The organism is Klebsiella sp. 10982 (assembly GCF_048589245.1).
Classification (GTDB): domain Bacteria; phylum Pseudomonadota; class Gammaproteobacteria; order Enterobacterales; family Enterobacteriaceae; genus Klebsiella; species Klebsiella quasivariicola.
Genome location: NZ_JBMAXV010000011.1, coordinates 28,691 through 54,628, shown reverse-complemented (window position 1 = coordinate 54,628; position 25,938 = coordinate 28,691). Strand labels below are relative to the sequence as shown.

The 25,938-nt window shown below is 52.2% G+C and carries 31 protein-coding genes and 1 pseudogene; 27 read left to right on the top strand and 5 right to left on the bottom strand.

The window, feature by feature from the left end:
- Positions 1–30: 30 nt before the first annotated feature.
- From ACKLKD_RS11505 to ACKLKD_RS11480, 6 genes are all read left to right on the top strand, one after another.
- Positions 31–252: a hypothetical protein gene (locus tag ACKLKD_RS11505; protein WP_256597402.1), complete on the top strand. Its 222-nt coding sequence runs from the start codon at positions 31–33 to the stop codon at positions 250–252.
- Positions 243–611 (top strand): hypothetical protein, encoded by a 369-nt coding sequence (locus ACKLKD_RS11500; protein WP_087804831.1) that lies wholly within the window; start codon positions 243–245, stop codon positions 609–611. Before ACKLKD_RS11505 ends, ACKLKD_RS11500 begins: the two co-directional genes overlap by 10 nt.
- 169 nt (positions 612–780) lie before the next feature.
- Positions 781–1,140: a hypothetical protein gene (locus ACKLKD_RS11495; RefSeq protein ID WP_087804833.1), complete on the top strand. Its 360-nt coding sequence runs from the start codon at positions 781–783 to the stop codon at positions 1,138–1,140.
- A gap of 192 nt (positions 1,141–1,332) precedes the next feature.
- Positions 1,333–1,626, top strand: a complete 294-nt coding sequence (locus tag ACKLKD_RS11490; RefSeq protein ID WP_087804836.1) for a hypothetical protein — start codon at positions 1,333–1,335, stop codon at positions 1,624–1,626.
- A gap of 123 nt (positions 1,627–1,749) precedes the next feature.
- Entirely contained in the window at positions 1,750–2,184 is a 435-nt protein-coding gene (locus ACKLKD_RS11485; protein ID WP_087804839.1) for a hypothetical protein, read from the top strand.
- 218 nt (positions 2,185–2,402) lie between these two features.
- Positions 2,403–2,885: a hypothetical protein gene (locus ACKLKD_RS11480; protein ID WP_087804841.1), complete on the top strand. Its 483-nt coding sequence runs from the start codon at positions 2,403–2,405 to the stop codon at positions 2,883–2,885.
- Positions 2,886–3,570: 685 nt separating this feature from the next.
- Here the strand turns inward: ACKLKD_RS11480 and ACKLKD_RS11475 are convergent.
- The 5 genes from ACKLKD_RS11475 to ACKLKD_RS11455 all read right to left on the bottom strand — a co-directional run bounded on the left by ACKLKD_RS11475 (position 3,571) and on the right by ACKLKD_RS11455 (position 7,329).
- The gene (locus tag ACKLKD_RS11475; protein WP_064186097.1) at positions 3,571–3,765 is read right to left on the bottom strand and encodes a hypothetical protein; all 195 of its coding nucleotides are present in this window, start codon (positions 3,763–3,765) and stop codon (positions 3,571–3,573) included.
- A gap of 64 nt (positions 3,766–3,829) precedes the next feature.
- Entirely contained in the window at positions 3,830–4,501 is a 672-nt protein-coding gene (locus ACKLKD_RS11470) for a hypothetical protein (protein ID WP_087804843.1), read from the bottom strand.
- Positions 4,502–4,864: 363 nt separating this feature from the next.
- Positions 4,865–5,368 (bottom strand): hypothetical protein, encoded by a 504-nt coding sequence (locus ACKLKD_RS11465; protein ID WP_087804845.1) that lies wholly within the window; start codon positions 5,366–5,368, stop codon positions 4,865–4,867.
- Positions 5,369–5,460: 92 nt separating this feature from the next.
- Entirely contained in the window at positions 5,461–5,742 is a 282-nt protein-coding gene (locus tag ACKLKD_RS11460) for a hypothetical protein (RefSeq protein ID WP_087804847.1), read from the bottom strand.
- Positions 5,743–7,329, bottom strand: coding sequence for a DEAD/DEAH box helicase (locus ACKLKD_RS11455; protein WP_228295554.1), 1,587 nt, complete (start codon positions 7,327–7,329; stop codon positions 5,743–5,745).
- 80 nt (positions 7,330–7,409) lie between these two features.
- On the opposite strand from ACKLKD_RS11455, the gene ACKLKD_RS11450 reads away from it, so the two are divergent.
- The 21 genes and pseudogenes from ACKLKD_RS11450 to ACKLKD_RS11350 all read left to right on the top strand — a co-directional run bounded on the left by ACKLKD_RS11450 (position 7,410) and on the right by ACKLKD_RS11350 (position 25,905).
- Complete coding sequence (locus ACKLKD_RS11450; protein WP_087804849.1) at positions 7,410–8,102, top strand: ParB/RepB/Spo0J family partition protein; 693 nt, start codon at positions 7,410–7,412, stop codon at positions 8,100–8,102.
- Positions 8,092–8,763, top strand: coding sequence for a ParB/Srx family N-terminal domain-containing protein (locus ACKLKD_RS11445; RefSeq protein WP_049140259.1), 672 nt, complete (start codon positions 8,092–8,094; stop codon positions 8,761–8,763). Before ACKLKD_RS11450 ends, ACKLKD_RS11445 begins: the two co-directional genes overlap by 11 nt.
- The gene (locus ACKLKD_RS11440; protein WP_064186104.1) at positions 8,756–9,400 is read left to right on the top strand and encodes an ATP-binding cassette domain-containing protein; all 645 of its coding nucleotides are present in this window, start codon (positions 8,756–8,758) and stop codon (positions 9,398–9,400) included. The genes ACKLKD_RS11445 and ACKLKD_RS11440 overlap by 8 nt, the downstream gene beginning before the upstream one ends.
- Positions 9,387–9,938, top strand: a complete 552-nt coding sequence (locus ACKLKD_RS11435; RefSeq protein ID WP_132312489.1) for a hypothetical protein — start codon at positions 9,387–9,389, stop codon at positions 9,936–9,938. Before ACKLKD_RS11440 ends, ACKLKD_RS11435 begins: the two co-directional genes overlap by 14 nt.
- The gene (locus tag ACKLKD_RS11430) at positions 9,938–10,831 is read left to right on the top strand and encodes a hypothetical protein (RefSeq protein ID WP_064757908.1); all 894 of its coding nucleotides are present in this window, start codon (positions 9,938–9,940) and stop codon (positions 10,829–10,831) included. The genes ACKLKD_RS11435 and ACKLKD_RS11430 overlap by 1 nt, the downstream gene beginning before the upstream one ends.
- A gap of 2 nt (positions 10,832–10,833) precedes the next feature.
- Entirely contained in the window at positions 10,834–11,100 is a 267-nt protein-coding gene (locus ACKLKD_RS11425) for a hypothetical protein (protein ID WP_049140264.1), read from the top strand.
- Positions 11,101–11,230: 130 nt separating this feature from the next.
- The gene (locus tag ACKLKD_RS11420) at positions 11,231–11,863 is read left to right on the top strand and encodes a hypothetical protein (RefSeq protein WP_049140266.1); all 633 of its coding nucleotides are present in this window, start codon (positions 11,231–11,233) and stop codon (positions 11,861–11,863) included.
- Entirely contained in the window at positions 11,863–13,119 is a 1,257-nt protein-coding gene (locus tag ACKLKD_RS11415) for a phage terminase large subunit (RefSeq protein ID WP_049140267.1), read from the top strand. Before ACKLKD_RS11420 ends, ACKLKD_RS11415 begins: the two co-directional genes overlap by 1 nt.
- Positions 13,120–13,151: 32 nt before the next feature.
- On the top strand, positions 13,152–14,705 hold the full coding sequence (locus tag ACKLKD_RS11410) for a phage portal protein (protein WP_087804851.1): 1,554 nt from the start codon (positions 13,152–13,154) through the stop codon (positions 14,703–14,705).
- 191 nt (positions 14,706–14,896) lie between these two features.
- Positions 14,897–15,772, top strand: a complete 876-nt coding sequence (locus tag ACKLKD_RS11405) for a DUF6651 domain-containing protein (RefSeq protein WP_064186109.1) — start codon at positions 14,897–14,899, stop codon at positions 15,770–15,772.
- A 25-nt stretch (positions 15,773–15,797) separates the two neighbouring features.
- Positions 15,798–16,670: a major capsid protein gene (locus ACKLKD_RS11400; protein WP_087804853.1), complete on the top strand. Its 873-nt coding sequence runs from the start codon at positions 15,798–15,800 to the stop codon at positions 16,668–16,670.
- Positions 16,671–16,753: 83 nt separating this feature from the next.
- On the top strand, positions 16,754–17,197 hold the full coding sequence (locus tag ACKLKD_RS11395) for an Ig-like domain-containing protein (RefSeq protein ID WP_087804855.1): 444 nt from the start codon (positions 16,754–16,756) through the stop codon (positions 17,195–17,197).
- A gap of 41 nt (positions 17,198–17,238) precedes the next feature.
- The gene (locus ACKLKD_RS11390) at positions 17,239–17,670 is read left to right on the top strand and encodes a hypothetical protein (RefSeq protein ID WP_087804857.1); all 432 of its coding nucleotides are present in this window, start codon (positions 17,239–17,241) and stop codon (positions 17,668–17,670) included.
- On the top strand, positions 17,670–18,500 hold the full coding sequence (locus ACKLKD_RS11385; protein WP_049140277.1) for a hypothetical protein: 831 nt from the start codon (positions 17,670–17,672) through the stop codon (positions 18,498–18,500). Before ACKLKD_RS11390 ends, ACKLKD_RS11385 begins: the two co-directional genes overlap by 1 nt.
- Positions 18,501–18,525: 25 nt before the next feature.
- Entirely contained in the window at positions 18,526–18,873 is a 348-nt protein-coding gene (locus tag ACKLKD_RS11380; RefSeq protein WP_064186111.1) for a hypothetical protein, read from the top strand.
- Positions 18,864–19,352, top strand: a complete 489-nt coding sequence (locus tag ACKLKD_RS11375; protein ID WP_049140281.1) for a hypothetical protein — start codon at positions 18,864–18,866, stop codon at positions 19,350–19,352. Before ACKLKD_RS11380 ends, ACKLKD_RS11375 begins: the two co-directional genes overlap by 10 nt.
- Position 19,353: 1 nt before the next feature.
- Positions 19,354–19,728, top strand: coding sequence for a minor capsid protein (locus ACKLKD_RS11370; RefSeq protein WP_049140283.1), 375 nt, complete (start codon positions 19,354–19,356; stop codon positions 19,726–19,728).
- Between the two features lie 78 nt (positions 19,729–19,806).
- Positions 19,807–20,552, top strand: a pseudogene (locus ACKLKD_RS11365) (Ig-like domain-containing protein).
- A 44-nt stretch (positions 20,553–20,596) separates the two neighbouring features.
- On the top strand, positions 20,597–20,914 hold the full coding sequence (locus tag ACKLKD_RS11360; protein WP_087804859.1) for a hypothetical protein: 318 nt from the start codon (positions 20,597–20,599) through the stop codon (positions 20,912–20,914).
- A gap of 125 nt (positions 20,915–21,039) precedes the next feature.
- Positions 21,040–21,264, top strand: coding sequence for a hypothetical protein (locus ACKLKD_RS11355; RefSeq protein ID WP_049140328.1), 225 nt, complete (start codon positions 21,040–21,042; stop codon positions 21,262–21,264).
- A 3-nt stretch (positions 21,265–21,267) separates the two neighbouring features.
- Positions 21,268–25,905, top strand: a complete 4,638-nt coding sequence (locus ACKLKD_RS11350; protein WP_087804861.1) for a tape measure protein — start codon at positions 21,268–21,270, stop codon at positions 25,903–25,905.
- The last annotated feature ends 33 nt before the right edge of the window (positions 25,906–25,938 follow it).

Here is a 25,938-nt window from a genome sequence, read left to right as displayed (position 1 = left end):
CTACACCAACAAGAACGGAGAGAAATGCACATGACTACCAAAATGCCAGACCTGCTTAACTACTGGACCGTCGATTCTGTCGCCGAGTGTATCGACGGCGTGGGTCAGGAACTGTCCCGTAAGCTGTGGTCATTTGTCACACCGAACCATTCGCCGCTGGCGAAAGTGGCCTGGGAAACGTTTACCGATGAAGAGAAGGCGGAGCTCGTCGCCGCTATCGCTAAAGAGTTCCCGGAGGAACAATGGGACTGACTACCAAGCCTCTGCTGGAGCCAACGAAGGCGCTGATGGGTGGCTGTAATGATTTACGGCTGGTCTTCCCATACGAGGGGAATCTCACGGCGGAGAAGAAGACGGAGATGGCCCGTAAGTTGTGCAGCTGGTGGAACAGCGACGCCGGTTGGGAGACGCTGAAGAAGAACGGTCGCTTTAGAACGGACATTCGCCTTGATATGGCTAACAGCCTGGGCTTCTTTGACCGCTTCTGTGGTCGGTACAAATCCGTCGAGGCGAAGACAGTGGTTCTGACGACCGGCGCGGAGATGGTGAGTTATGCCGGTGATAACTGCGGTGGGAGTATTGAGCCGCACAACTTCGTGATAATCAAGTAAGCCCCGCCACCAGCAACGGTGGCTTTCTTCCATCCGCTGCCGTCGGCGCCCATAACTTCCCAAACACCTTGTTTCCAGCCTCTCCTATTTCCTTGCGCCTTAAACAAGTTGTTTCCTGCCTCTCTTGTTCTGGGATAATGGCTTTACACCAACAAAGAGAGAGATACACATGGAACGCTTCCACTACTTCACCACTCGCAACGCTGCCAAAAACTCCTTCACTGCGATCATCACCACGCCTGTCGATGGTCAGAACGAGTTTTACGTCGCCCACGATTTGTCTAACGTGCTGGCGATGGTCAACACGTATGGGGAAGGAGATTTCGGAACTACCCGCGTACACAATGCGGAGAAGCTCGCCCTGGTGGACTTTGACACCAGCATCGACAATCTGGCCAAAGACGCTGTGCGCATGTCGAAAGAGTACGACAATGGCGCCTCTGGTGACTTCGCTTTCAAGATGCCGGATGACGCTCGTTTCGTTGAAGAAGAAGACGTGACTTTCTACATGGACCTGGATTCCATCTAAACAAGGCGCTGGTGGACACCCACCAGCCTTTCCTTCCGCTCCCACGCCGACGGCCCAATGCATCCCATCCTTACCTTCGGGGTGATGATAAGTATCCATTTACCTACACAAAACGCTATTGTGCCTGCCCAGCGCTGGTAATATACATCCCATCGAGAGAAGAGACTCTCACCCAAACAGAGGAACGAAACGATGGCCAACATCTCTTTTATGCGTAAGCTGGAACAACACGCCCGACACGATCGCGCTGGCTTCAGGATGAAGGGAAAGGAAGTTCTGCTTGCCATGTCAGTGAATGACTGCGCCATCGAAATGTTCCGGGAAACGCTCGTTAACAATCTCGGCGAGTCCAGACAACGTCTGGTTGTAGAGCAACGCTCCCGCATCTCTGACGTGGGTTACAAGACAGTACAACGTCTGTTCCCCAATGACCATTTGAGCGCAGCACACAACGCTGTGACCGCTTTAATGGTGACGCATCACTAGTCGCTACTGAATAACCATGTGCTTTGCTGAATTTCCAGCAGCCCCGAAGAAATGCGGGGCTTTTTTATTGTATGTGTCAACATACAAGGTTAGTATTGTCGGGCTCAACAACATGGAGGATTTATGAGCTTAACTCGTAACGATATGGTCTATGACCTGTACTACGCTTCAAACACCGACCCAATGACCGCAGATCGCACCGCCACGCTGACCATTCAGCTGCGCAACGAAGCGGGAGCCACCAAACTGACCACCCAGCTGTCCCGTACCATCGTCCGTGCGACCAAAGCGAAAGTCTATGCCGTAGGGCAGCAGATGATCGTTGCCGGCGATGACGCTCTGCTGGTGGCCACCGAAGCATACCTGCGTAAAGATACCGCCAGTCTGACCGAAGATCTGATTTCCAAGGTGATGGACTTCATCGAGGGGAATATGGGCGCAGGAAGCACCTGGATGGGCGTCTACGGGATGAAAATCTTCTCAGGCGAACAACTTTCCGCACTGCTGCCGGCCAGCGTCCTGGATACCGACGGCACTGCGACCAAAGCCACCGCTTAATAGCCGTTAAGCAACCTGCCAAAGCCACGCAAGCCGTGGCTTTTTTCTTGACACCATCCAGATACCCTCCGGCTACCGCCAGGCAAATACCACCCAAATCGCCTCCGGCTGCCGCGCACCTTGTTTTATAACGCCGCAAACAACTTGTTTCCTGCCTATTTCAGTCTGGGATAATCATTCCATCAAAACGATACACACAAAAATAAAAGGAAATGCACATGAATCAGTTACTGACCGTTAACACTCGCTTTGGCTCATCCACCGCGCTGTTCAACTCCATCCATAAGCGCCTAATCAGCGTGATGTGCGGAAACGACGACGTGACCGACAAACTCATGGAGTGGGAGCGCAACTCTCTTCAGAGTGACCTGGCCAGTGGCTTCGGGTACACCCAGACCTTCAACTCAGCTCGCCTCGTCTCAGCCAGCTTCGGAACATTCGTCTTCCCGCTACGTGGCAACGACTGTGAGAGCCGCCGCTTCGAGATGGCCATCCAGATCGCAAGCTATCTCGCCGCGACACGACCGCATCAGGATAGCGACTACCAGGTAAGCGCAGCAGTCCGCGCCGTAGATAAGAGCGAACGCCACTCCAATGTCGTCTACAACGCCGGACACGATCAGTTCACCGTTATCGCCAACGGCAAGACTATGTGGAAGACGCGCCTCAAATCCGACATCATCATCCTCGAAGGGAAGTAAGCCAGAAGGAAAGGGAGACTCGTTCTCCCTCTCTTATCACCTCTGTGTCACCGCAGGGACGGTCCGGTAAAACGGTCAGAGTTCGCCGTAGGGAATCGCCCGGGAAACGGCTGAAGAAACGGGAGCACGGTTTTTTCGGGAAACGGCTGGCTTTTTACATGTACCGGGCGGCTAATCGTCGGTGGGGTGGTGCCGCTCTTGCGTCGGGAGGGACGTCGGGAGCTGGGTCGCCGCTTGGGGGTGAGATGGCGGACCTCCATCCAGATGGCTGGAAAATGCATCGACAGCTAATCAATCTCTGTGATCATTCGACAGCTAACCAATCGACTGCTAACCAATCGCGGATCATTGGCGAGCGGATACAGTATCACGGATCGCTACGCTGTAAACCATGACCGGAGAATAAGAGATAACGATAAAACGCAATATGAGCCATTCTAAGCGCGTCAATTGCACGAGTAGTACCAGTGTATGGCGTGTCTCTTTTAAAGCGCTTACAGTCGATTCTGTGCGTTATTTTGCATGGTCATTCTGCGATATCTGGCATATCGTTTACGCCAACAAAAAAAGCGCCCAATTGTGGGCGCTGTGTGACGTTGTGAACGTGGGAATGTTGGGACGTGGAGCGATGGAAGCCAGAAACGAAAAAAGCGCCCATAGTGGGCGCTGAATTGCTTGTCTGTGGTTAGCTGTTCATCAGCTTGCCCATTATGTTGCATAACGCCATATAGCGTTTTTTCTTCTCAGTCAGATACCCATCGCAACAGTCAAAGAAAGTTAAATTCATTGAATCCGCTTCATTCTTTAAAACGTCGTAAAGCTCTTTTTTAAACTCGTTATATTTGGCGCGACGTTCCGAAAGATATTTTTGTTTAGTCATTTTGAAATGCTCAATTAAAAGGATTTAAAAACGCGCCCACTATGGAGCGCGTTATATTTACAAATTACGCTGCGAAAGATTCTTTCAGATAATTGTAAAAATCATTTTTAATAAAGCGATACTGTAAGGAGCCATTTTTGACAACTCCGCTTCCTTTCACTTTCTCAATCAATCCCAGACGTTCAAACAAGCAAGTCAATTGGTTAACTTGCGTATAGCCAGCGTCCAGCTTCAAAGTGCTGTTAGCGTCCGCGTCAATGATAGACTGTTTGACTGCATTCATTTCATTCAGCAGATGTTTAAGCGTGAAAACTTCCATTTCATCCGCGATCAAATCAGTCATAAGGAAAACACGCGAAGCGCTTTTATCAGCCAGTGAATATTGGCATTTTCCTTTTGCGATGGATGAAACCAAATAAACCAGCTTTTCCAAGCTATAAGAATTTTCCATTGCTTCACGGAATAACAGTTCTGGATCTTGTTTAGTCGCTTTAATGACAAAATAAAACACGCCAGAAAGTTTTGCATCATTCAACGCGCCAACAATGTGATTATTAAACCAGTTCATTTTGGTGAATGCAGCTTTAAGATCCGCAGTATCTTTCTTGGTCACGTTGCCATTGGCGCGTTTTGATTCCATTGCTTCGGATAAGATGGAATATACAGATTCCAGATCAGCGGAAACAACCATTGCAGCGGAAAGAATGGATGATTTAGAAATGTTAGAAGTAGTCATTATTTAATTCCTTATTTAAGTGTATCGCAATTGATACTATTTTTTTCGTTTTCGCCATCGTTCTGGCTTGGGATAAGAATATGCCCAAGTGATGAAACTGGCAAGCGTTTTTTTTAAAAAAAGGAAAATAATTTTTGTCTATATAGAAAATGAAAGTCTTAGGTTTTTTGCGTCATACTAGGAAGGTGTAGGTTTAATAAATTCCCTTCCGGTAGGTTGACCCTTATATATTTAATATATTCCGCTCGGTCGCTCGTTAATATATTCCGCTCGGTAGCTCAGACAAATAAAAAGCGGCGAGAGTGACCATGAAAAATACCGACCGCTCTTACCGCTCACACCCCTTATACTTTCGCTGGACGGTTAACCAACCACCTCGATGCTCGTCACCCAATCGAAGAACACTTCAACCTTGCCCTCCATACCATTTAGGTTGTCCAACCCGACTGACCATCTGTTCAACCCGGCGACCAGCCCGGCATACTGGCGACCGGTGACGGTTGTGACCCTTATAGTTTGCTCGGCTAGTCCGGCCGCCTTACACACTTCGAAGTAGTCTGCCGATGGGGTAGGGTGTGGCGGCTGCTCCGACATCTTAATCGCCACCCTGCCTTCTGGGAGTACACTACGTTCCGCAAAATGCCGACTCTCGATGGCGACAATATTAGTCACTGACGTGATATATCTACGTCCATCAAAGTCACCAAGATTTCCAATCTCAACCTTGCCTGGGCCTCTCTTTAAATTGAGAATGTTATGAATCAACTCCTGGCCTGACGCGAAATTAATCTGACACGGTCGCTTGCTGTATTTAAAGAAGGCGAGGTTGTCCATCACTTCGTCTATATATTCTTTGGTTAGTGACATGGGTAAATTCTCTTATTCGCTTTTGATGGCTCTTATACTAACAACACTGAAACGGTTTTCACCAAAAGGAAAAAGGGCTCTCGCCCTTTCCTTTAGTCCAAATCATCCGGTTCGTACATCGACTCGATATCGGCAATCGTCAGACTGGACGACTTGATCAACTCAAGCCTTCGTTGTCTTCGCGCTCTCTCGATGCGAACACTGTTAACGGCTTTAGCCATATCCTCGGCGGTCATACACTCCAGAAGGAAGTTGAGCGTCTGCGCCTTACTCATAGATAGTCCGTTCTCGGCAAGGCTCGCTCGTATTTTTTCCAGTCTGGCGTTTGCTCGCTGTGAAAGCTTTACCTGACAGGCTATTGGTTTGTCCGACATTTACTGTTCCCCCCGTAATATCGAATCAAATTTAAATTGCTGGTTTGTTGGCTGTATGCCTTCTGCAAAACCAGGCGTAGACTCCACTATCGTTTTTCTCTCCATTGAGTGCTGGAGTAGATTTTTATGAAAACCGTCTACAAAATCGGTTATGAAGCAGACATTGGCCTTTCCTTTTTTTGCTCGTAACCCGCGACCGACACGCTGACGAAACTCAACTTCGGCCTTCCCGCCACCGGCAATTATCACTGCTCCGACGCTCGGCACATCGACGCCAACGTCGAGGATTGTCGAACCCACCAGCACATCAATCTCACCTACTGCCAGACTTTTTAGCTTTTTCTTGCGAACATCATGGCTGGACTTGCCGTTGATGAAGTCGCAGCGAATGCCTTGCTCACGCATCATTTCGACAAGGATCTGCCCGTGGCGTTCAATCCTAACAAGAGTCATGCAGTTCAACCCTTGCTTTTTGTAGCTTAAAGCACTAGAAACAATCAGTTTATTACGTGCGAGATTGTATGTAACCCCTAATTGGTACGCTTTCTGGTAAGGGTCGCGAACATTAAGACGAAAATTGATGAATTTATCGGCTTTCTCTTTGTTCAGACGGATCTCATCTGGCACGTAGGTCGAATTGTGATATTGAAAATACGGTTTTGCAAGGATGCCGCGATCAATTAGATACTTTTCAGTCACTTTGATCTCAATACGACCAGAAACAGCCATTAGACGCATATTTGCCTCTGTACTGTCCTTCATGAAGGGGGTCGCTGTCAGTGCAAGCCGGTAGTCAGCGTTCTTGCACAACTTTGCAATATCGTTAAAGCTGTTCCCGGACGACTCATGCGCCTCTTCAAGTATGAGAAGAGTTACATTTTCGAGGAACTCACGCATTTTCTGACGCCTGGCCATCTGTTTTTTATATTTTGCCGGCTCCAGACTCTTGGAGGGCTCGGCCAGCCAGCTGGAGATGGTCTGCACCGTGGCAACGTTGATGTATCGTGACGGTTTAAATTCGCCAGCTCCGACGACACCAACCTTCTGACCTTTTAAATTCGGCTCCCCATGTGCGGCGCGGTAGTCGATTGAATCCTGAAAGGCGTCTGCCATCTGGAACATGAGAAGGCTTCGAGTGGTCAGGAATAGCGTCATACGGTTGATTCGCGCCGCCGCTTTACATGCGACCTGTGACTTCCCGCCACCGGTAGCGATTTGCGCAATCATCCCACCAGACTTAACCATACGCTCAACCGTCTCATCCTGATAGGCGTAGTGCGGATTAGGTGGGAAGTTGTTGATGATCGGTTTGGCTTTCCCAAGCGGCTCAACCATTGGCTTGCGAAGGTAGGTGCATTCGATGCCTTTGTTTTTCAGGTTGTTGGCGATGGAACGCGCGAATCCAGCCGGGAAGGAGTTGGTGCTCCATGAGAACATGGTCGACGTACCCTGCCAGCCGCCACCGCCATACGGACTGTAAGCGCCTTCTTCGACCTGATAGCTCAGCATATCCTGAATCATCTTTCTAACGTCATCCCCAGCACCGCCGACGACCGCGTTCACGGCATCACAAACAATTCTGACCATTGTCAATTTCCTTTTAGGTTTCTTTGTGTTAAAGCGTATGTATAATATGTAAATGGATACTTAAAGGATTATATCAGGATATGGACATCGAACTTAAATTTTTGACGGTTGGCGTCGGCTTGCTCCGGCCCAATCCGTGGAACACGAACACCGTTGGCGCGGCCAATTTTGAGAAGCTGAAAACCTCTATCGACCGTCTGGGTTTCTTTAAGCCCGTGCTGGTTCGTGAAGTAGCCGGCGGCTTTTACGAAATCCTTGGTGGCGAACATCGCTGGCGAGCAGCTGTTGAGCAAGGTCGCGAAACTATTGCCATTAACTCGGTGGGCAAGATTGATGACGTTCTGGCTAAGCAAATGTCGCTCGTTGACAACGAACGCTACGGCGAAGACGACGATCTGGCACTGCAACGCCTAATCGAAGAGCTCCAGACCTCTCTGGATTACAACTTTTCTGAAATCATCCCAATCGACGACGAGCTGCTGGCCACCGTCTCTCGCGAAAGCGCTGCCGACTTCGAAAAACTCGAAGAGCTGCTGGCGGAATCTGGCGAAGAGGAACTTCCGAAAGACCCGCGCGAGAAGAAAGAGCGTCTGGGTGTAGACCACCAGACCATGCGCTTCAAAGTCAGCTACGACGTGGCGGAGTCGGTCACCACCATCATCAACCGCATCATCGCGGAGCAGGAAATCAACACAGGCAATGAGTCAGAAGACGCAGGGGAAGCGTTGGTGTGGCTTTGCGATCACTACAAGGACGTAACCGATGAAAAATGAGTTCAAAATCGAGTATCTGGACCCCAGGACACTCGTGCCTTACGAAGAAAACGCCAAAATCCACGATGAACAGCAGATCGCGGACCTGGTTAAAGCCATTCAGAAGCGCGGGTTTGACCAGCCGATCACGGTAGATGCCAAAATGGTCATCATTACCGGCCACGGTCGTCGCGAGGCTGCAATTCAGGCCGGAATGAAGACGGTCCCGGTGATTGTCCGTCGCGATCTGTCCGAGGAAGAGACGCGAGCGAAGCGCCTTGAAGATAACCGGCTGGCCAGCACCGATTACGACTCCCTGAAGCTGCAACGTGAGCTGAAAGAGCTGATTGACGTCGAAATTGACGTATTCGGCTTCTCTGATCGTGAGCTTTCCGTGCTGGTCGAGGATATGACCCGCGATATGGACGTTGACAGCCTGGTCAGCGATCTGGCAACCGAATCTGAGCGCCAGCGCGAAGAGCACGAAGAGATTAGCTCGACGGTGGCCGCCGGCACTGCGCGTATTACCGACGTTCTGGGCTTCAAAGAGATCCCCATGAGCGAGGCAATCACTGTCGGCGACCTGATGGCCTACATGGAGGACCAGACCGGTGAGTTCGGCGTCAGCGCCTTCATTGCTTTTGCTCGCCAGATCAGCGCCGAGATGAATGCCGATGAGTAATTACAACATCAACGTCGCATTCAAGACGCGCGTCAACAAGACCGTTCGAACGCTGGAGATCGCCGAGTCCTTTGGGCTTGGCCTCGACGAAAAAGAGTGGGTTCTCTACGACAACCTGGAGCTGAACATCGACCAGGGCGACGTCGTGTACGTTACCGGTCAGTCCGGTTCCGGTAAATCCGTTGTTCTGCGTGAGCTGCAAAAGCTGATGGCGGCGGAAGGCAAGTCTGTTGCATCCATCGACCAGTTCACCTTTGAGGACGACAAGAACGTCATCGACCAGATCGGGAAGACCACCAGCGATGCGCTGGGGCTGCTTTCTATGGCTGGGCTGAATGATGCCTATCTGTTCGTCAGAAAGCCGTCAGAGATGTCTGATGGCCAGAAATACCGTCTCAAAATCGCAAAGCTGATTGAGTCCGGCGCTGATGTCTGGGTGGCCGATGAATTTGGCGCGGTTCTGGATCGTGTGACCGCGCAGGTTGTGGCATCAAACCTTCAACGAGCGGCAAGGAAAGTGGGGGCAACCGTCATTGTGGCGACGACCCACGAGGATTTGGTCAATGCGCTGCGGCCGTCAGTGCAGATCACCAAGCACTTCAAGGAACGAGTGAAGGTGGACTATGAAGTTAAGTGATTTGAAAGAGTTCCCAATTCTCGGCGCACGAGATCAGCGCGAGCTGGTGGACGAAGAGACGTGGAAGGCGTGGATGCGTTCAAAAGGGGCGTATGTGGCCAAGATTGCCCCGTACAACTCCCGCTTTGCCGTGATGTTTGGTGAAGAGAATTACGTCAACGTCTGCCGTGACCTGTTCTCGCTGGAGATGTCCCAACACATGGAGGGCGCCGGCGGTCTTGTCACGGTTCCCGGCATGGTCGATTTCGACTACATGCTGCATACCGTGTTCCTGCCGGAAAAATACGATGCGGTGGTTTACTGGCACGAGGCGCTACACCTGGCGCTGTTTGCGTGTGAAGTGTTCGGCATTAACCCGCTGGAGCAGGAAGCCGTGACCTATCTGCAAGGCCAGATTGTCAAGGATATGGTCTATGCCCGTGAGCAGTATGTCGCGGACAAGAAGCAGCCCAAGATGGAGGATGAGCCGCCACCGAAGAGTAACCGCAAGCCAAAGGTCGTTGAGACTGAAAAACTGAAGGTCTGGAGAAAGCAATAATGGACGTCACTATCACGAGGCATCTGCCTGAATCTTTCCCCAAGCACCTCGACTTTATGGAGCGGATCATCGTCACCAGAGGCACGGTTGAGGACTGGCATTCACTGAAAGACCTTCACTACAAGACAGACGGTAAGCCGTTTGCGCCAAGTTATTACAAGGCGGAGTTGGATGGTCGGCTGATCGGCGTGATGGTGATGGCATTTCCAAAACTGCTGCTGGCCCCGCGCCACCGCATGTTTCCCAAGCTGAAGCCGACCACCAATACGACGGTGGCTAATCAGTTCTGGGGGCGCAAGGTTAACTCCGAATTTGCGGTCGTCAGCCGTCTGGTTAACGACACGCAGTATCGCGGTCTGGGTCTGTCGTACCGGTTTATGAATCTGGCGTGTCGTATGCACAACCGCCCGATCCTCGAAATTCAGTCGTCCATGAGCAAATACAACCCATTTGCCATGAAAGCGGGTTTCCAGTTCATCAAACCAGAAAAGCCCAAGTCTTACGAAAGCGCTCTCAAAGTCTTTCAGCGCCATTTTCGCTCTGATCCTGGCGATAACGAGTCTGTGATGAAAGAACTCTTCACAATGGCGGAGGGGCGCAGGAAACGCGCATTGCGAGACTTGGTTGCGGATTACCACAAAAATTCGAGTCTGGCGAAAGCTGGAAGGAACAGAGGTACGACTGTTCAGGACATTGCTGATTCGCTGGTGGATGAGGCGAGCATTGTGAAGCTGCTGAAAGAGATCCACACACTGAGCTTCACCAGTCCGCTGTATGGCGTGTACCGAAACCCGGACTTTGGACGTGAGCTGCCCGACACACTGCCGCTTCTGGCATTTGATAACCAGCCGCTGGACGCGCCGCTGGACTTAACACTTTTGAAAGGACGCTGAAGATGACCTTAACCGACAAACAAAAAGACATTATCAGGACACTGAGTTTGGGCCACGAAAGAGACGAGCTGCTTGATCTGGATGAGTTGCTTGAGCTGCTGCCCTACACAACAACCAAACAGAGCATTCAGTTTTCGATTCGTATCCTGATTAAGAAAGGTCTGGTCGAGAAGCATGGCATCCGTCAACGCGCGACGGACGGCCGCCAGCGTCGAGTTTTGGGGTTGACGGCTATCGGCCGAGCGAAAGTGAAGTTGATGCGGATCTAACGTCGAACACCCCTATATGTTTTAAAGGATCTTAAAAGAAAGTTATTAAATATATACAGAGCTAGGTCTTTTTTATCGCGAAAACAGGATGTTTTAGGCGTAAAGGAACCATAAGGCTAAGGATGGCAAGATGAGTACCGAAGTAAAGAAAAAACTCACCCCAGCTCAATGGGTTGAAGTTGAAGTTAAATGGAAATCAGGTGAATACACCCTTTCGGCTCTGGAAGAAGAGTATGGGCTCAGAACCGAGACTTTCTCTCGTTACTTCAAGAAGAAAGGCATTTCCAAAGGCTCAGACTCTGTTTCGGACATGATCCGTGAGTCTTTGAAGTCCGATTCGGAACAGCGAGCGCTGGCGCGAGCAAAGCTGGTGGAGGACCGGAGAGACAGCTTCGATAAAATCTCCAACCAGATCGCCGGTTTGACCATGAAAGAGATTCACGCGGCCAGGAGTGAAAGTCGGCCGCTTTCGGTGATCGAGGATAACCTAAAGTCACTTCAACGCGCCTCAGCGATCATCGGCAAATGTTTCGACATCTCCAGTCGCGCTTTAGGTCTGGAACGAGAAGAAATGGCAGGCGATGAAATTCCGAATCTGGTCTTCGGTGAATTGACGCCGACGCAGGTTCAAGAGCTCAGGAAGATGGACGAAGGTAATTCTCTGTCTGACGATCTTGAAGAGCTCGAAGAGCTTGAGAAATCGCTCGGCGCAATCCCGGATGAGGACGACGAGAGTGAGGACGACGAGGAAGGGGAAGAGTAATGGCCCTTCCAAGTTCGTTAAGCCTGATTCAGCTGCATTCCGGGCAGATGAAGGTATTCAAGGCGCCGCACCGCTTTAAGGTGGTGTGTGCTGGTCGTCGTTGGGGGAAGTCGATGCTTTCCATCTCGATGATCATGCGAGCGGCGGCCAAGGACCGTAAGCAGCGAGTGTGGTACATCGCGCCATCCTACCAGATGGCGAGGCAGATCTTGTGGGACGCGCTGAATGAGGCGATACCGCGCAAGTGGATTATGAAAAAGAACGACACGACGATGACCATCGTGTTGAGGAACGGTAGCGAGATCTCGCTGAAGGGGGCGGATAAGCCCGACTCCCTGCGCGGTGTTGCATTGAACTTCGTCGTTCTCGATGAGTTTCAGGATATGAAGCCGGACACCTGGTACAAGGTACTTCGTCCGACGCTGTCCTCTACTCGTGGCGGTGCGCTCATCATCGGTACGCCGAAAGGCTTCTCTGAGTTCCACAAGCTGTGGCAGATCGGTCAGGACGAGACGATGCAAGCGCGGGGCCAGTGGAAAAGCTGGCAGTTCGTGACGGCGGACTCTCCGTTCGTACCAGAGAGCGAAGTTGAAGCCGCGAAAAACGATATGGACCCGAAATCGTTCGCGCAGGAATACCTGGCGTCGTTCGAGAATATGTCCGGTCGTGTTTATTATCCGTTTGACCGTGATATCCACGTTAAGCCGCTGGCGTTCGACAGTCGTCTTCCAGTCTGGGTAGGTCAGGACTTCAACATCGACCCAATGTCGTCTGTGATATTGCAGCCGCAGCCGAACGGGGATTTGTGGGCGATTGATGAGATCGTGCTGTTCTCTTCAAACACGGCAGAAGTCTGCGATGAGCTGGAAAGACGCTACTGGCGGCAGAAGTCGCAAATTACCGTCTTCCCTGACCCGGCCGGTGCATATCGCCAGCACGCTCGCGGTGAATCGGATACCGACATTTTCAAAGAGAAAGGCTTTTTGAGAATCGATCACCCGAAAAAGCACCCGCCTATCGCTGACCGTGTGAACGCCGTAAACCGTCGTCTGATGACGGCATCCGGGGAGGTACGACTGTATATTGACCCGAAATGTAAGCACCTGATTGAGTCTCTGGAGAAGGTGATTTACAAGCCTGGCAGCCGTGATATCGATAAAACAGGCAATGTGGAGCACAGCGCCGACGCCCTGGGCTATCCGGTACACCGTAGATACCCGGTGAAAAATCGTGTTATTGTTGGCGGCAGTAGATAAGTAAACACATACATACATAGCAAGGATGCGAAATGGGATTAACAAGTAAGGATATTCAGGCACTGGTGAAGCGCCGACACCCTGAATATGAATTGAGAAAGGCACATTGGGACTTCATCGCCGCCACCTACGTCGGTGGCCGCGAGTGGTTCAAGCACAATATCTTCCGCTACTTCAAAGAAGGTGACGAAGAGTATCGCGAGCGCGTTGAACGTGCTTACCGCTTCAACCATTCGCGCGAAGTGGTCAATCTGATCAACAAATACCTCTTCAAAGAGGGGATCACCCGAACCGAGGATGATGCGCCGGAGGCAATTAAAAACTTCTGGCTGAAGGCAACACGCCAGGGCGTCACCATTGACGAGTTTATGGCGGAGCTGGACCTGCAATCATCCATCTACGGGCGGATTTGGATTGTTGTCGACAGCACATTGTCTGGTGACGTTGAGTCCGTGGCCGACCAGAAGAAGCAGAATGGTCGGGCATACGCTTATTGGGTTTCTCCGCAGCAGTTGCTCGACTGCGCGTATGACGACGACGGGCAGCTTATCTGGGCGCTTATCTGCGAAGTGGCGCGTGATGATGCAGATCCTTTCACATCGTCCGGCAAAGAGTTCCTGCGTTATCGTCTCTGGACCCGCAAGCAGTGGTATCTTTTCCGTGAGGAAGGTAAACGCGCTGGTGGATTGCCTAAAGTCGTTCTGGACGGCAGTGGCGATCATAATCTTGGCGTCGTGCCGGTCTTCCCGCTGGATTGTTCCGGGCAGGGTGAATCGCCGTACTTCAGCCCATCGCTGATTGACGACATTGCGTATCTGGACCGGGCGGTAGCGAACTATCTGTCCAACCTTGATGCGATCATCCAGGACCAGACCTTCTCGCAGCTGGCCATACCGGTTCAGGCGATGTTGCCAGGCGATGAGAATCACGCAAAGGTGATGGAGATGGGGACCAAGCGCGTTTTCTCCTTTGACGGTGAGAATGGGGCGCAGCCGTTCTATCTGTCGCCAGATCCGAAGCAAGCCAGCATCATCATTCAGGCCATTCAGCAGATCATCAACGAAATCTACCATTCGGTGGGCGTCGCAGGTGAGCGCACCAAGCAGGATAATGCCGCCGGCATCGACAACTCTTCTGGCGCGGCGAAGATGTACGACTTCCAGCGCGTGAACTCGTTGCTGGTGGCGAAATCTGGCCGCCTGAAGCTGGCAGAAGCCCGTATGATTGAACTGGCGGCGAAATGGATGGGTGTTGGTGACATTGACACGGAACGGCTGCTGACATACCCGGAGAGCTTCGACATTCGCGGTCTGACGGACGAGTTTGGCGTGGCGACCAATCTCCAGCTGCTGGGCGCACCGGATTCAGCCCGTCGTTACCAGATGGAGCTGTTGCTCGATAAGGTCTTCCCGAATCTGACCAAAGAGCGAAAAGCGGAAATCGACAGCGACCTGAAGAAGTACCCGCCGCAGCCGGTTGAGCCAGCACCAGCTGGCGGAGCGAAGAAGCCCGAGCCGACTACCTCTGCCACCAAGGAAGAGAGCGACAAGAAGGCCGAAAACGATAAGGTTCGCAAGAAAGATTAAAAACAGCCCGTCTTTTGACGGGTTTTTTATTTATTTTCTTGCATTAGCCATTTTTATGTGATTCCATTACGCCATCGTATGTAAATGAATACATACTCCATCCGGTTCGAGAAACTGAACCAAGATAGCCTCAAGGATTGAGGGTTTGCCATCCGAGAAACTGGATAGCGGATAATACAAAAGGAATTGTTATGCCTCTGTGGAAAATTCAACAACTGATGCACGGCTTTACCGGCTATATGGATGTAGCAGGGAAAGAGGAGCTGCCTGGCGGCGCTGGCGCCGATAAAGTGGAAGTTACCCCTGTAGAACCTGGCCAGAAGAGCACCGACCATGCCGGTGAATTTGATAGCCTGTCTCAAGAAGAACTCATTGCTCGCCTGAAAGAAGAGCGTAAAAACTCTGCGGATCTGCTGAAGGAAAGCATGAAGCGCAAAGGTAACGAGCAGACTCTGAAAGAGAAGCTGGCTCAGTTTGGCGATGTCGATCCTGAACGTGTGAAAGCGCTGCTTCAGGCGGAAGCAGAGTCTGAAAAACAGCGTAAGGCTTCCGAAGAAGCTGAGCTGTTACGTCGCGGTGAGTTTGACGCGGTCAAAAAGCAAATGGTTGAAGCGCATGATGCGGAAGTCGCAGACCTGCGAGCTCAACTCGAACTGGCCCAAAACGAAGCCAATTCACTGAAGCGCGGCCTGATTGAGAAAACCGTCGGCACCTCTTTCGGTGAATCCAATTTCTTGCGCGAAAAGGTTCTGATGACCCCGGCTAAAGCGCGAGTGATTTACGGTAGCCACTTTGAAGTTAATGAAGACGGTCAGGTTGTCGGTTATGACAAACCTGCTGGCGCGAAAGACCGCACCATCCTCGTTGACGGAAGCGGCAACCCTCTGAGCTTTGAACTGGCTATCGAGCGCGTATTACGTGCAGATCCAGAGGCTGACGCTCTGCTGCGTAGCGAAGCGAAGCCTGGCGTTGGCTCTCAGACCAAAGCCACCACCAAAGTCACAACCGAAGCGCCTAAATCAGCACTGGATAAGCTGGCAATGGGCTTGGGTAAATTAGGTAAGTAATCTCTAAATATAAGGATATATTGAGATGCCATTATTGCGGGAAGAAGCTGAAAAGCTGAGTAATAACGAACTTGAGCAGGGCGTTATCGAAACCATTATCGATCGCGAAGACCTGTTTGCGGTTCTGCCGTTCTTCAAAGTGAACAGCAAAGCCTATCTGTACAACCGTGAAGCAACCCTGTCCGAAGCCGGTTTCATCGACGTGAACGATGTGATCGCTGAAGGCGCAGCAACCTTCACCGAGCACACCGCGAAGCTGCGTATCATGGCTGGCGATGTGGACGTTGATAAGTTCCTGGCCTCCACTATGGCGGACACCAATAGCCAGATGGCTATTCAGATTTCTTCCAAAGTTAAAGGTCTGGCCCGCGCGTTCCGTCGTAACCTGATTCTGGGTGACGAAACCAAAGATCCGAAATCCTTCAATGGTATCGGCAAGCTGATGGCTGCTGACCAGGCGATCGCCGCCAATGCGTCCATGACCTTCTCCATGTTCGATGAACTGGTGGATGCGGTTAAAGACCTGGGCGCCGACTGTCTGATGATGCGCTCCGAGCACCTTCGTGCGTACCGCGCTCTGCTGCGTACCGTGAACGTCGGCCCGTCCGAAATCATGGTGGCCAACTTCGGTCGTCCGATGCTGACCCACAACGGCGTTCCGATCATCATCAACGACTTCATCCCGGTTGTCGACGGCGCTGCTTCCATCTACGGTCTGCACATGTCCGAAGAGAACGGCCTGTCCGGTATCTACGGCGGTGATAACGCTGGTATCGTTGTTGAGAATATCGGCACCGTTCAGAACAAAGACGCCATCCGTACCCGTGTTAAATGGTACTGCGGTCTGGTGAACAAGCACGACAAAGCGATCGCGGCGCTGACCGGCGTTAAGATTTAATTGTCTGGTATGTAAATACATACATACCTAAAGGGGGTGGGCTTTCGCCCGCCCTTTTTTTTTGAAGAAAACGGGAGAATCAAGTGCCAGAGCAAAAGATGCAGATCACGTCAGAACCTTTTGACGATTACACCGGGTCGATGTTTCGTACATCGTTCACCAACTCCATCTCAGACAGCCCAATGTCCGAGCGAGCCCAGGGCGCACTGAAGGCTTGTTTCAAGTCTAAGCCATACGTCGATGCAGCCGCTGTAATTCACGTCCAGAGCGTAACGGTTGCCCCGAAGACGGCGACTGTGGTGGTGGGTGATACGGTTCAGTTGGCAGGCTCTATTAAGCCTGATGACGCCACCGACCGCTCTTACCATTGGGTTACTGAAGATTCCGGCATTGCGACCGTCGATGTGTCTGGCCTGGTGACGGGTATCGATGAAGGCAGTGTGAAGATTCGTCTGGTAGCCAATGACGGCTCTGTATTCGGCGAAGCGGCTATCACCGTAAACAATCCAGAGACAGTCCAGGTTTAACCAAAAGGGCGTCATATGGCGCCCATATTCAGGGATAGAAAATGAAAAGTGCAAAAGTGAAGTTGCTGGAATCGACCTTTAAGGGATACACCGGTCTGCTTTGTGGCGTTCAGTTCGAAGATGGTGTTTCTGTCGAAGAGCTACCGTTTGTGGATCAGCAGCGTATCTGCGCGTCGATGCGTGCGGAAACCATCGAAGGGCGCAACGTGAGCGCGTCAGGGCAGTTCTCAGAGCGTCACAACGTCTCGCTTGAAGATGTGCTTGCCAACGAGCCCAAAGCGCCCGACGTCGCTCCTATGCAGCGTGGCGTGGTAGAGCCAGAAGTACCAAAGTTCACCCGCGAAGAGCTGGAGTCGCTGGCGGACGAGCAGGGGATCTCCGGTCTGCGTGTAGTCGGTAACCGCCTGGGCGTTAAAGCGAAGGGTATCGTTGAGATGATCGACGGCATCATGAAAGCACAAGGCGGCGTCTGATGGCTATGTTAGGGGCGTTCGAAAGCAACCAGACGGTCAATATGACCTTCTCTGTAGATATGCTGACGGTCGATACTCTGACCTACTCAGTGTTTGATAACGCAGGAAACACCTTGTTATCTGAACAACCCGCCACGCTGGATTCTGATTACTCGGTTCAGGTGGCGATCCCGGCGGAAGTGAACCAAATCGGGGATGCGGACCGGGCATTACGTCGCGTGAAACTGAAGGCCACCACCGGAACCACTACGGTCGAGTTCGAAAATGTTTACGTCCTGTTGAACAACTTTGAACTGGCCGTTTTTGAGCAGTCCTTTGCCACGCTCGATGACGCGGCAATGTACGCTATCGATATGGTTAAAGGTGATGTGATCCTGAATATGAGCCGGGTCCAGCTGCGTCGTTTGCTGATTGAAGCGACCGTCAGGCTGAAGCAGATGCCTTTCTCCATCCGCCGCATCTTTGGCGTTGATTACGACGACTACGACCGACCGATGAACATGCTGAATGTTCATAACGTCTATTGGGGTCAGGAGGGCCAGTATCGTATGGACCTGATTGACTGGAGCAAAATGTCACCAGAGCTGTATGCAGGATTACCGGATGATTTCAAGAAGACGTTGCTGGTGGCTACAGTCAACGAGGTTGCCGAGATTGCTTCAACCACCGATTCACAGTCCGCTCGTGATGAGGGCATCGTATCCGAGTCCATTGGGGAAACGACCATTGCTTATCGTCAGGGTAAGGCAGCGAATCTTACCGTCAATCGCACAACGTGGCGGCTGCTGGTGAAGTATCTCAATAACCGAACAGTTGTTCGTCGCTCGTAATCGTTCGTAATCGCAGGGAGGCGCAATGAACGTAGCGTGGCAGTTGGAAGGCTCTCTTTACCGAAAGAGCAAGGAGCTGGATGTGTACGGGGAGTCGCAGTTGAGGTTTGTCGGTCGCATAAAGTTGGGCATGGTTCGTTTCGCCGATTCGGTCGAGAAGTCATCCGTCCGCGCGGATAGTTCGGCCAGCCGTGGAAAGGCGGAGCAGGAAGAGTTTGATGCGGTAATGGTCACGCCGCTCGAATCGAAGGTTCAGCAGGGCGACATTATGCTGGTGGATGGCGTGAAGCTGCGCGTCGACATGATCCACAAGCGATTCGGGTTACGAGGGAGGCCGGGTCATCTCGAAGTGGGAGCGTCAATATGGGTTTAGAGTACAACGTAGGCAAGCTGGGCCGTCTGGCCGATCGCCTGACGAACTCCCAGAAAGCCTACAAGCGAAGCCTGATTAACGACATGACCAAGCTGGCCGTAACCGCGCAGAGGCTCGCAAGAGCCCTGGCGCCATACGAAACCGGATCGCTGGAGAACAGCATTTACGCGCGGGTTAACCGAAGCGACCTTGCCAGTCTGTCAATCGAGTTGGTTGTGATGAAAGACAGAGATAGGGTGGGTTCTCTAAATGGCGGCCGCCGGTACACTGGTGATGCAAAGGTCGGCGATTACGCAGAGTACATGGAGTCTGGCCGATACAGTCTGGGGGCTCGTTCCAGGCTTAAACAGGGTGGGAATGCGCTTAGCAGGAAGGTTGGCCGACGTTTCATGGACAGGACTGCCGAGTTTATCCGAAATGAAATGAGGCGGATCATCGCCGACAGCGCACAGAAGGCCGGCTTCGGCCGAAGGAGATAACGTGATCGTAGAACAGTTCGCGACATTGCTGGAAAAGAAGGGTGTTGGCAAGGTGGGAAAGACCATCTTCGCTAATGCGATGGGGGCGGAGGTAAAGTCTGGCGTCATGGTGGTGACTACAGGCATTGAGATTGATGGGGATCTGCACGACTTCTATCAGGACAATATGATTGTGGTAGTCCGGGACGCCAGTATCGGCGCTGCAATGAAGCGAGCTGACCTGATTATGGCCGCTTTGCCGATGTGGGATGAGGAAGAGGCCGGTGTTCGTTTTCGTTACGTCAGGCCGCTGAATTTGCCGACTTTATTCCCAAGGAACGATGCATCTCTGTTTGAGGTGGGAATTTCCGTTGAGTTTGCCGCCCATTTGTTGTAATGGTTTTATAAGTATGTGTATACTTACCGTGCTTTAGATTAAGCACCCACAATTAAAGGTAAAAGGAGTTTACCGACAATGGCTAATACCCATGTAAAGAATATCAAGTTAGGCGCCTGTGCTGTTTCTTTCGGCGGCACCGATCTTGGCTACACCAAAGGCGGTGTTGAGGTAGAGATTTCCACCGAGACGCTGAAAGTCACCGTCGACCAGCAGGGCCAGACCACTCTGTCCGAGCTGGTTCAGGGTCGTAACGTCAAAGTTACCGTTCCGCTGGCCGAAAGCGTTCTGGAGAACATCGTCAACCTGATGCCTGGCTCTACCATTAGCACGGATAAGAAATCCATCTCCATCACCACCGCTCAGAGCGTGAATCTGATCGACGTGGCGCAGCAGCTGGTTCTTACCCCGCAGGATGGCACCGACTTCATTCTGACCCTGCCGAAAGCGGCCACCGCCGGCAACTTCACTATGGCGTATAAGTTCGATGACGTCCGCGTGTTCTCTGTCGAGTTCAATGCGTACCCGGATGACGCTGGTGTTTTGGGTAGCCTCACCAGCCCAAAGTAAGTGTGACGGGTGTGACTGTGGCGCCGGCAACTGCGTCGGTCAGGGTCGGTGCAACGACCACGCTGGCCAAAACAGTTTCCCCGTCTAACGCTGACGATCAAACCGGCACCTGGACATCCAGTAACCCTGCCATCGCAACCGTTGATACCAAGGGCGTTGTGAGAGGGGTTGCCGCCGGTAATGCAACGGTGACGTTTGTTACGAAAGATGGTGGCTTCTCTGCCAAGTCTACCGTGACTGTGACGGCATCTTAATCAAATCAAGGCCCAGAAATGGGCCTCTTTAACGAGATAAAAGTATGGCTAAGTTACTAAATCTGGACACGCTGGTTCCCGCCGTTAAGCAGGTTCAAATCGGCGGAAAGCAATATCCGATTGTAGAGATGAGTGTAGGTCTGTTCGCGGAAATTAAGCGCTTCGAAGGTAGCGAAATTGAATCCATGAGCATTGCTGATCAGGTTGCTGCGTATGCGGTTCTGGTTCAGAAGCTGATCCCCTCTCTGCCGCAGAATGTGTTGGACGATCTCTCCGTTATCAACCTTCAGCAAATTTTCACCTTCGCACTGAACGTTGCGGATGAAACGAACGAAGCCGCCGCTGGCGACGAAGTAAAGTAGAAACCCGCGATGAATCCGATGAGGTGGTTTTGTCCATCGACTTCGGGTTCTATTTCAGTCGTGTAGCTGCTTATTACTCCTTGCCACCGAAACAACTACTGGAAATACCGCTTGAGACATTCTGGATGATGAGTCGAAACATCGAACGAATCCAGTCAGAGCGCGACTTGAGAGATTTTCAGGTCGCCAGGGTCGCTCAGGCCGGTGTTGAAGATGCTAAGGCGTTCATGGAGGGTTTGCAGCTAAGGATTGGAAGACCTGTCATCACTGATAGGGTGTACAACCCAGAACGAGTCAAAGCAGACCCTGACGCCAAAGCGCAATTAATGGCAGTCTTTGGAAAAGGATAGGGAATGTCCGACAATATCGTAGATTTTAAGCTGATCCTCAATGATAAGGAGTTCGAGGTATCAGCTAAAAATGCCGGGAAGTTACTCAAACAGCTGAGTGTGGATGCGGGTTTAGCGTCCAAGAAAATCTCCAACCTTGATGTTTCTGTCAACTCTCTGACGCGAAACATCAAAATCTTCACCGTAGCAGTGGGTAAAGCGGCCTCGGAACTCCAGGATTTGGGAGTCGGGGCCGAACTCGCTGGCAATGCGCTTCGTGATATTCGTACTCACATTGCCGCAATCAGTCACAGCTTAACAGTATTCAACGACCGCGTTGGCAAAACCACAACCGCACTGAAAGGTATGGCGAGTGAGCTGCGCAAGGTTCAGTCTGAACTTTCCGACTTCAGTGATTATGCCAACCACGCAGGCAAGTCTACGCGCGACCTGACCGCGAACGTAGACGATCTCAATAAGAAAGCCTCCACCACAAATCGTCGCTTAAACAATACGACAAAGGCACTGGCCGGCTGGAAGGACTCTGGTGACAAGGCGAAGGACGCGCTGAAAGAAATCATCAGCCAGATGGATACGCTCATTGACCGTCAGAAAGAGCTGAAGGGTTTGGGACGTGCTGATGTTGGCGGGCCAGGTCGCGGCGGTCGCGGCGGTAGTGGCGGTAGTGGCGGTAGTGGCGGCGGTCACCACCGTAGCAGTTCTTTTGGCGGCGTAATAGGGACCATCTTTGCTTTAGGCGAAGTGGGTGATGCAGCCCGAAACGTCAGAGATATGCTGTTTGGCTGGCAAGCGCCCATCATCGAGGCAGCAGCTGAAATGCAGAAGATGCAGATGCTTCTGCAAGGTATAAACAAGGATGCAGCCGATCCATTTGCCGCAGCGGCGAAGGATATGGACTACATCATCGCCACCGCTAAAAGTGCGCCTTTTGCGATTGGCGAGTTGACGGGCTCATTCGTCAAATTCAAGTCGGCAGGATTAGATCCGACGAATGGCTCGTGGAAGACGCTGATCGACTCCGTTGCCCGATTCGGCGGCAGTAGTGAAACGCTTGACCGCGCAGCCGTCGCTATCCAGCAGATGGCAGGTAAAGGCGTCATCTCGATGGAAGAGCTGCGTCAGCAGCTGGGTGAGGCTGTTCCTACCGCAATGAAGGCGATGGCGGACGGCATGGGCGTTACTGTAGCCGAGCTTACAAAGCAGATCTCTACCGGCACAGTGAATGCTCAGGAAGGTTTGCGTCTCATGTTCGTTGGTATGGATGCCATGAACCGTGGCGCCGCGAAGAGCATGATGGTCACCTACATTGGCGCCCTGGCTCAGATGAAGACCGCCTTCATTCAGTTCTCTAAGACGGTTGGCGATTCCGGCTATCTCGAAGCTATGTCAAAGAGTCTCAACGAGATCACCGCGTTGATGAATAGCACAGATGGCAGGATGTTTGCCGCGTCTCTGGGCCAAAACCTGGCGACCGCGATCACGTCTCTGACGTCTATGGCCAGGTGGCTTGTCCAGAATCGAGAGCTGATTATCAATCTCGGCGCAGCTATTGCGGCGTTCGTAGGCTTCAGGTTGCTTCGCTCTGGGATCTTGGGGGTGATTAGCGTCGGCAGCCAGATGGGGTCTGTGCTCGGTAAAAGCGTAACCGGATTACAGGCTCCATTTAATCTCCTGTCGACCTCAGTGACCAGATTTAATCGAGCGTCAAGGCTTGGACTTGGGACTATCCCGGCTCTCCTGTTCTCGATCAGGGGTGGTCTGACGGCAGTTAAGGCGGCGTTTGCTTCTCTGTCTGCGTTCATCGTCTCCAACCCGATTGGGGTCGCATTGCTTGCGATATCGACTGCCGTCGGCGCTATCGTTTGGGCGATGGAGAAGCTGAGAGATAAGACCGCGCAGACCGTAGAAGAGCTCAAGAAGATGCCTGAAGCGATGACGCAGGTCCAGCGCACTCAGATTATGCTCGATGTCAAGAAGCGAAACGCGGAGATTGAGCGTGACGAGAATCTTCTTCAGTCAATCAAATCAGGCAAGCTCTCGGCGGACGCTCTGCCGGCAGACATCGCAACGGGCAGACAGCTGACTGTTAAAGATGTCGAAAACAGAGTTAAAACAAACAAGGCGATAAATGGCGACTACACTGGCCTGGTCACGAAAAGCGACGAGATAAAGGCCAAGGAGACGGCATCAGGCGTAACTAAGGCGGTGTTCGAAGACATTGATAAGCGGCTCAATGTCGGTATGGCTAAATTCGCGGCAGGTCAGATGCGAGAGAATGAGGCCAAAAGGATCGCTTTGGACGCCGACAAATCTCTCTCCAAGGAAGAGAAGGATAAGCGCCGGGATGAGATAAACCGCTCAGAGGCAAACGCTCAAGCCGACCTCTACAAGAAGGCCGCTGACGAGATGGAAGCGCGGGTTAAAAGTGTCGCCACACAGGTTAAAAACTTGGATGAGGCGCTGAGTAAACCTGGCCTGAGTGAAGATCAGAGAAAAATCCTGACCGCTCAAAAGTACGGTTACGCGAGCAACTATGAAGAGTCGAAGCAGCAGCTCGACGACATGCGCAACAAGGAAAAAGATACCCGAAACAGTCGCCACGGTATCCCTGACGCCAGCGGCGAATATTCCAGCGCATCCGGGGCTAAAGCCGATCACCAGGTTTACGTAGCCAGAGTTAAGAACGACTTCAAGAACGGCGCAACGAGCATCATCGGCGAAGATGGCCAGATCGCCAAGGATGTTTTGGGTAATGACATCGAGGGCATTAACCAGTTCAGAGCCAACGAGACTATCATCTCCAAATACGGCTCAAACGTAACCGGGGAACAGCGTAAGAAAGCCGAGGAAGCGTTGACGGCTGCCATTTTGCGAGACACCCAGATCCGCACAAAGGCAGCCGAAACGGCAAGCAAGAAAGAAGAAAGTGCTAACAACAAGGCGCAAAAGGCGGCCGAGCGTAAGCAGAGGGAACTTCAGAAAGAGGCTGATGGCTACAACAAGACGCTGAACTCTTCTGAGCAGATGATCTCCATGATGGAGACGGGCTCTAAGAGAACCGTTTCGTTTGCCCAGAACGTCGAGAAGACGTCCGTGTCGCTTGAGAAGCTGGCTAACTCTTCCCCTACCGAGCTCATCACGCAGGAGATGATCGACAAGGCGAAAGAGTATCTGGAGACAATGAAGACGCTGTCTCCTGACTATCTGAAGCGACTGGAGAAGAAGGCCGCCAAGAAAGATTTGGACGATGTCGCGCCAAATGCAGCCGGTATCATTAGTTCCGGGCTTGATGGTTCGCAATCCAGAGACGAGCAGGTTGAGGCGTTCAGGACCAAGTATGACGAAAGTCTGAACGCGCTTGAGAGCCGTCGCAAGCAGTACATGAGTCAGTTGAAAGACGACCCAAGTATGCAGGTTTACGTTGAAGAGTCGACCAAGCGGATCAATCAGCTGATTAAATCTGGCAACGTCGCGCTCATCAAAGAAACCGGCACCGCCACGCAGAAGCTGGCGCTGGAGTATGGCGATCTGGCTACGCAGATTGAAAGCGTTTGGGCGGATACCTTCTCTGGTTTGACCGACACGCTGACCGAGTTCTTCTCGACGGGCAAGGCGAGCTTCAGTGACTTCGCCTCGTCGATTATGAAGGACATCACCAAAATGATCGTGAAGAGCCAGATCACACTGCCTCTCATGAACATGTTGGGGATGGGCTCGGGACAGACGGCCATGCAGCAGACGGGCCAAGGCAATCTGATGTCGTCTCTTGCTAACCAGGGCGTCTCTCTGTTTTCTGGCGCAGCAACGAATGGCGGCGGCACCAACGTTGTTAATGGCGACGGTAACGTGGCCACCAACAGCAAAACGGCCTCGCAGTCCGTTGGTAAGTTAGGCTCGACAACCGCATCGACGACGGAGGGTGTGAGCTCTCTTGGGACGGCGGTGGTCGGAGTCGGCGGTGCGTTAAGCAATGTGAGCACGGCGGTAGGTTCCCAGACCAAGGCGATCATGTCGAACATCTTCAGCATGAAGGGGCTACAGACCGCCTCCAATGCGCTGATGTTCACCTTCGCCGCAATGTCAGCCAGTTCCTCGTCCAAAACGAGCAAGTGGTTGGGCTTCGCGGGTACGGTAGCTTCTGGGGTCGCCTCGATATATGCCGGTGGTGGATTCAGTGGCGGCGGTAGTGGCGGCGGTTCTGGTGAATCTCCTGGCGGCGGAACGGCGATTCAGAATGCCGGGGCAAACTATAAATTCGCCAAGGGCGGGATTATGGGGCCGGATGGTGCTCTGCCGCTGCACAAGTATGCCAAGGGCGGGATTGCAACGTCGCCTCAGCTGGCGCTTTTCGGCGAGGGCTCTCATAACGAGGCATATGTCCCGCTGCCGGACGGCCGGTCCATTCCTGTCACGATGTCCGCCGAAAAGACAGCTGGTCTTGGCGCTGGCGCTGGTGTGGTGGCCCCTGTTTCCATCTCCATCAACGTTCAGGCTGACGGTGTCTCTTCTGCAAGCGGCGCTGACTCGACCCAGGGGTGGAAGGATGCAGCTGAGAAGATGAAGGCGATCGCACTCGACACCATCCGTCAGGAGAAGCGACCTGGCGGATCGCTTAACGCAAACACGACGGGCAACCGTTAACAACCAAAGTGCCGCAGAGATGCGGCACACAAC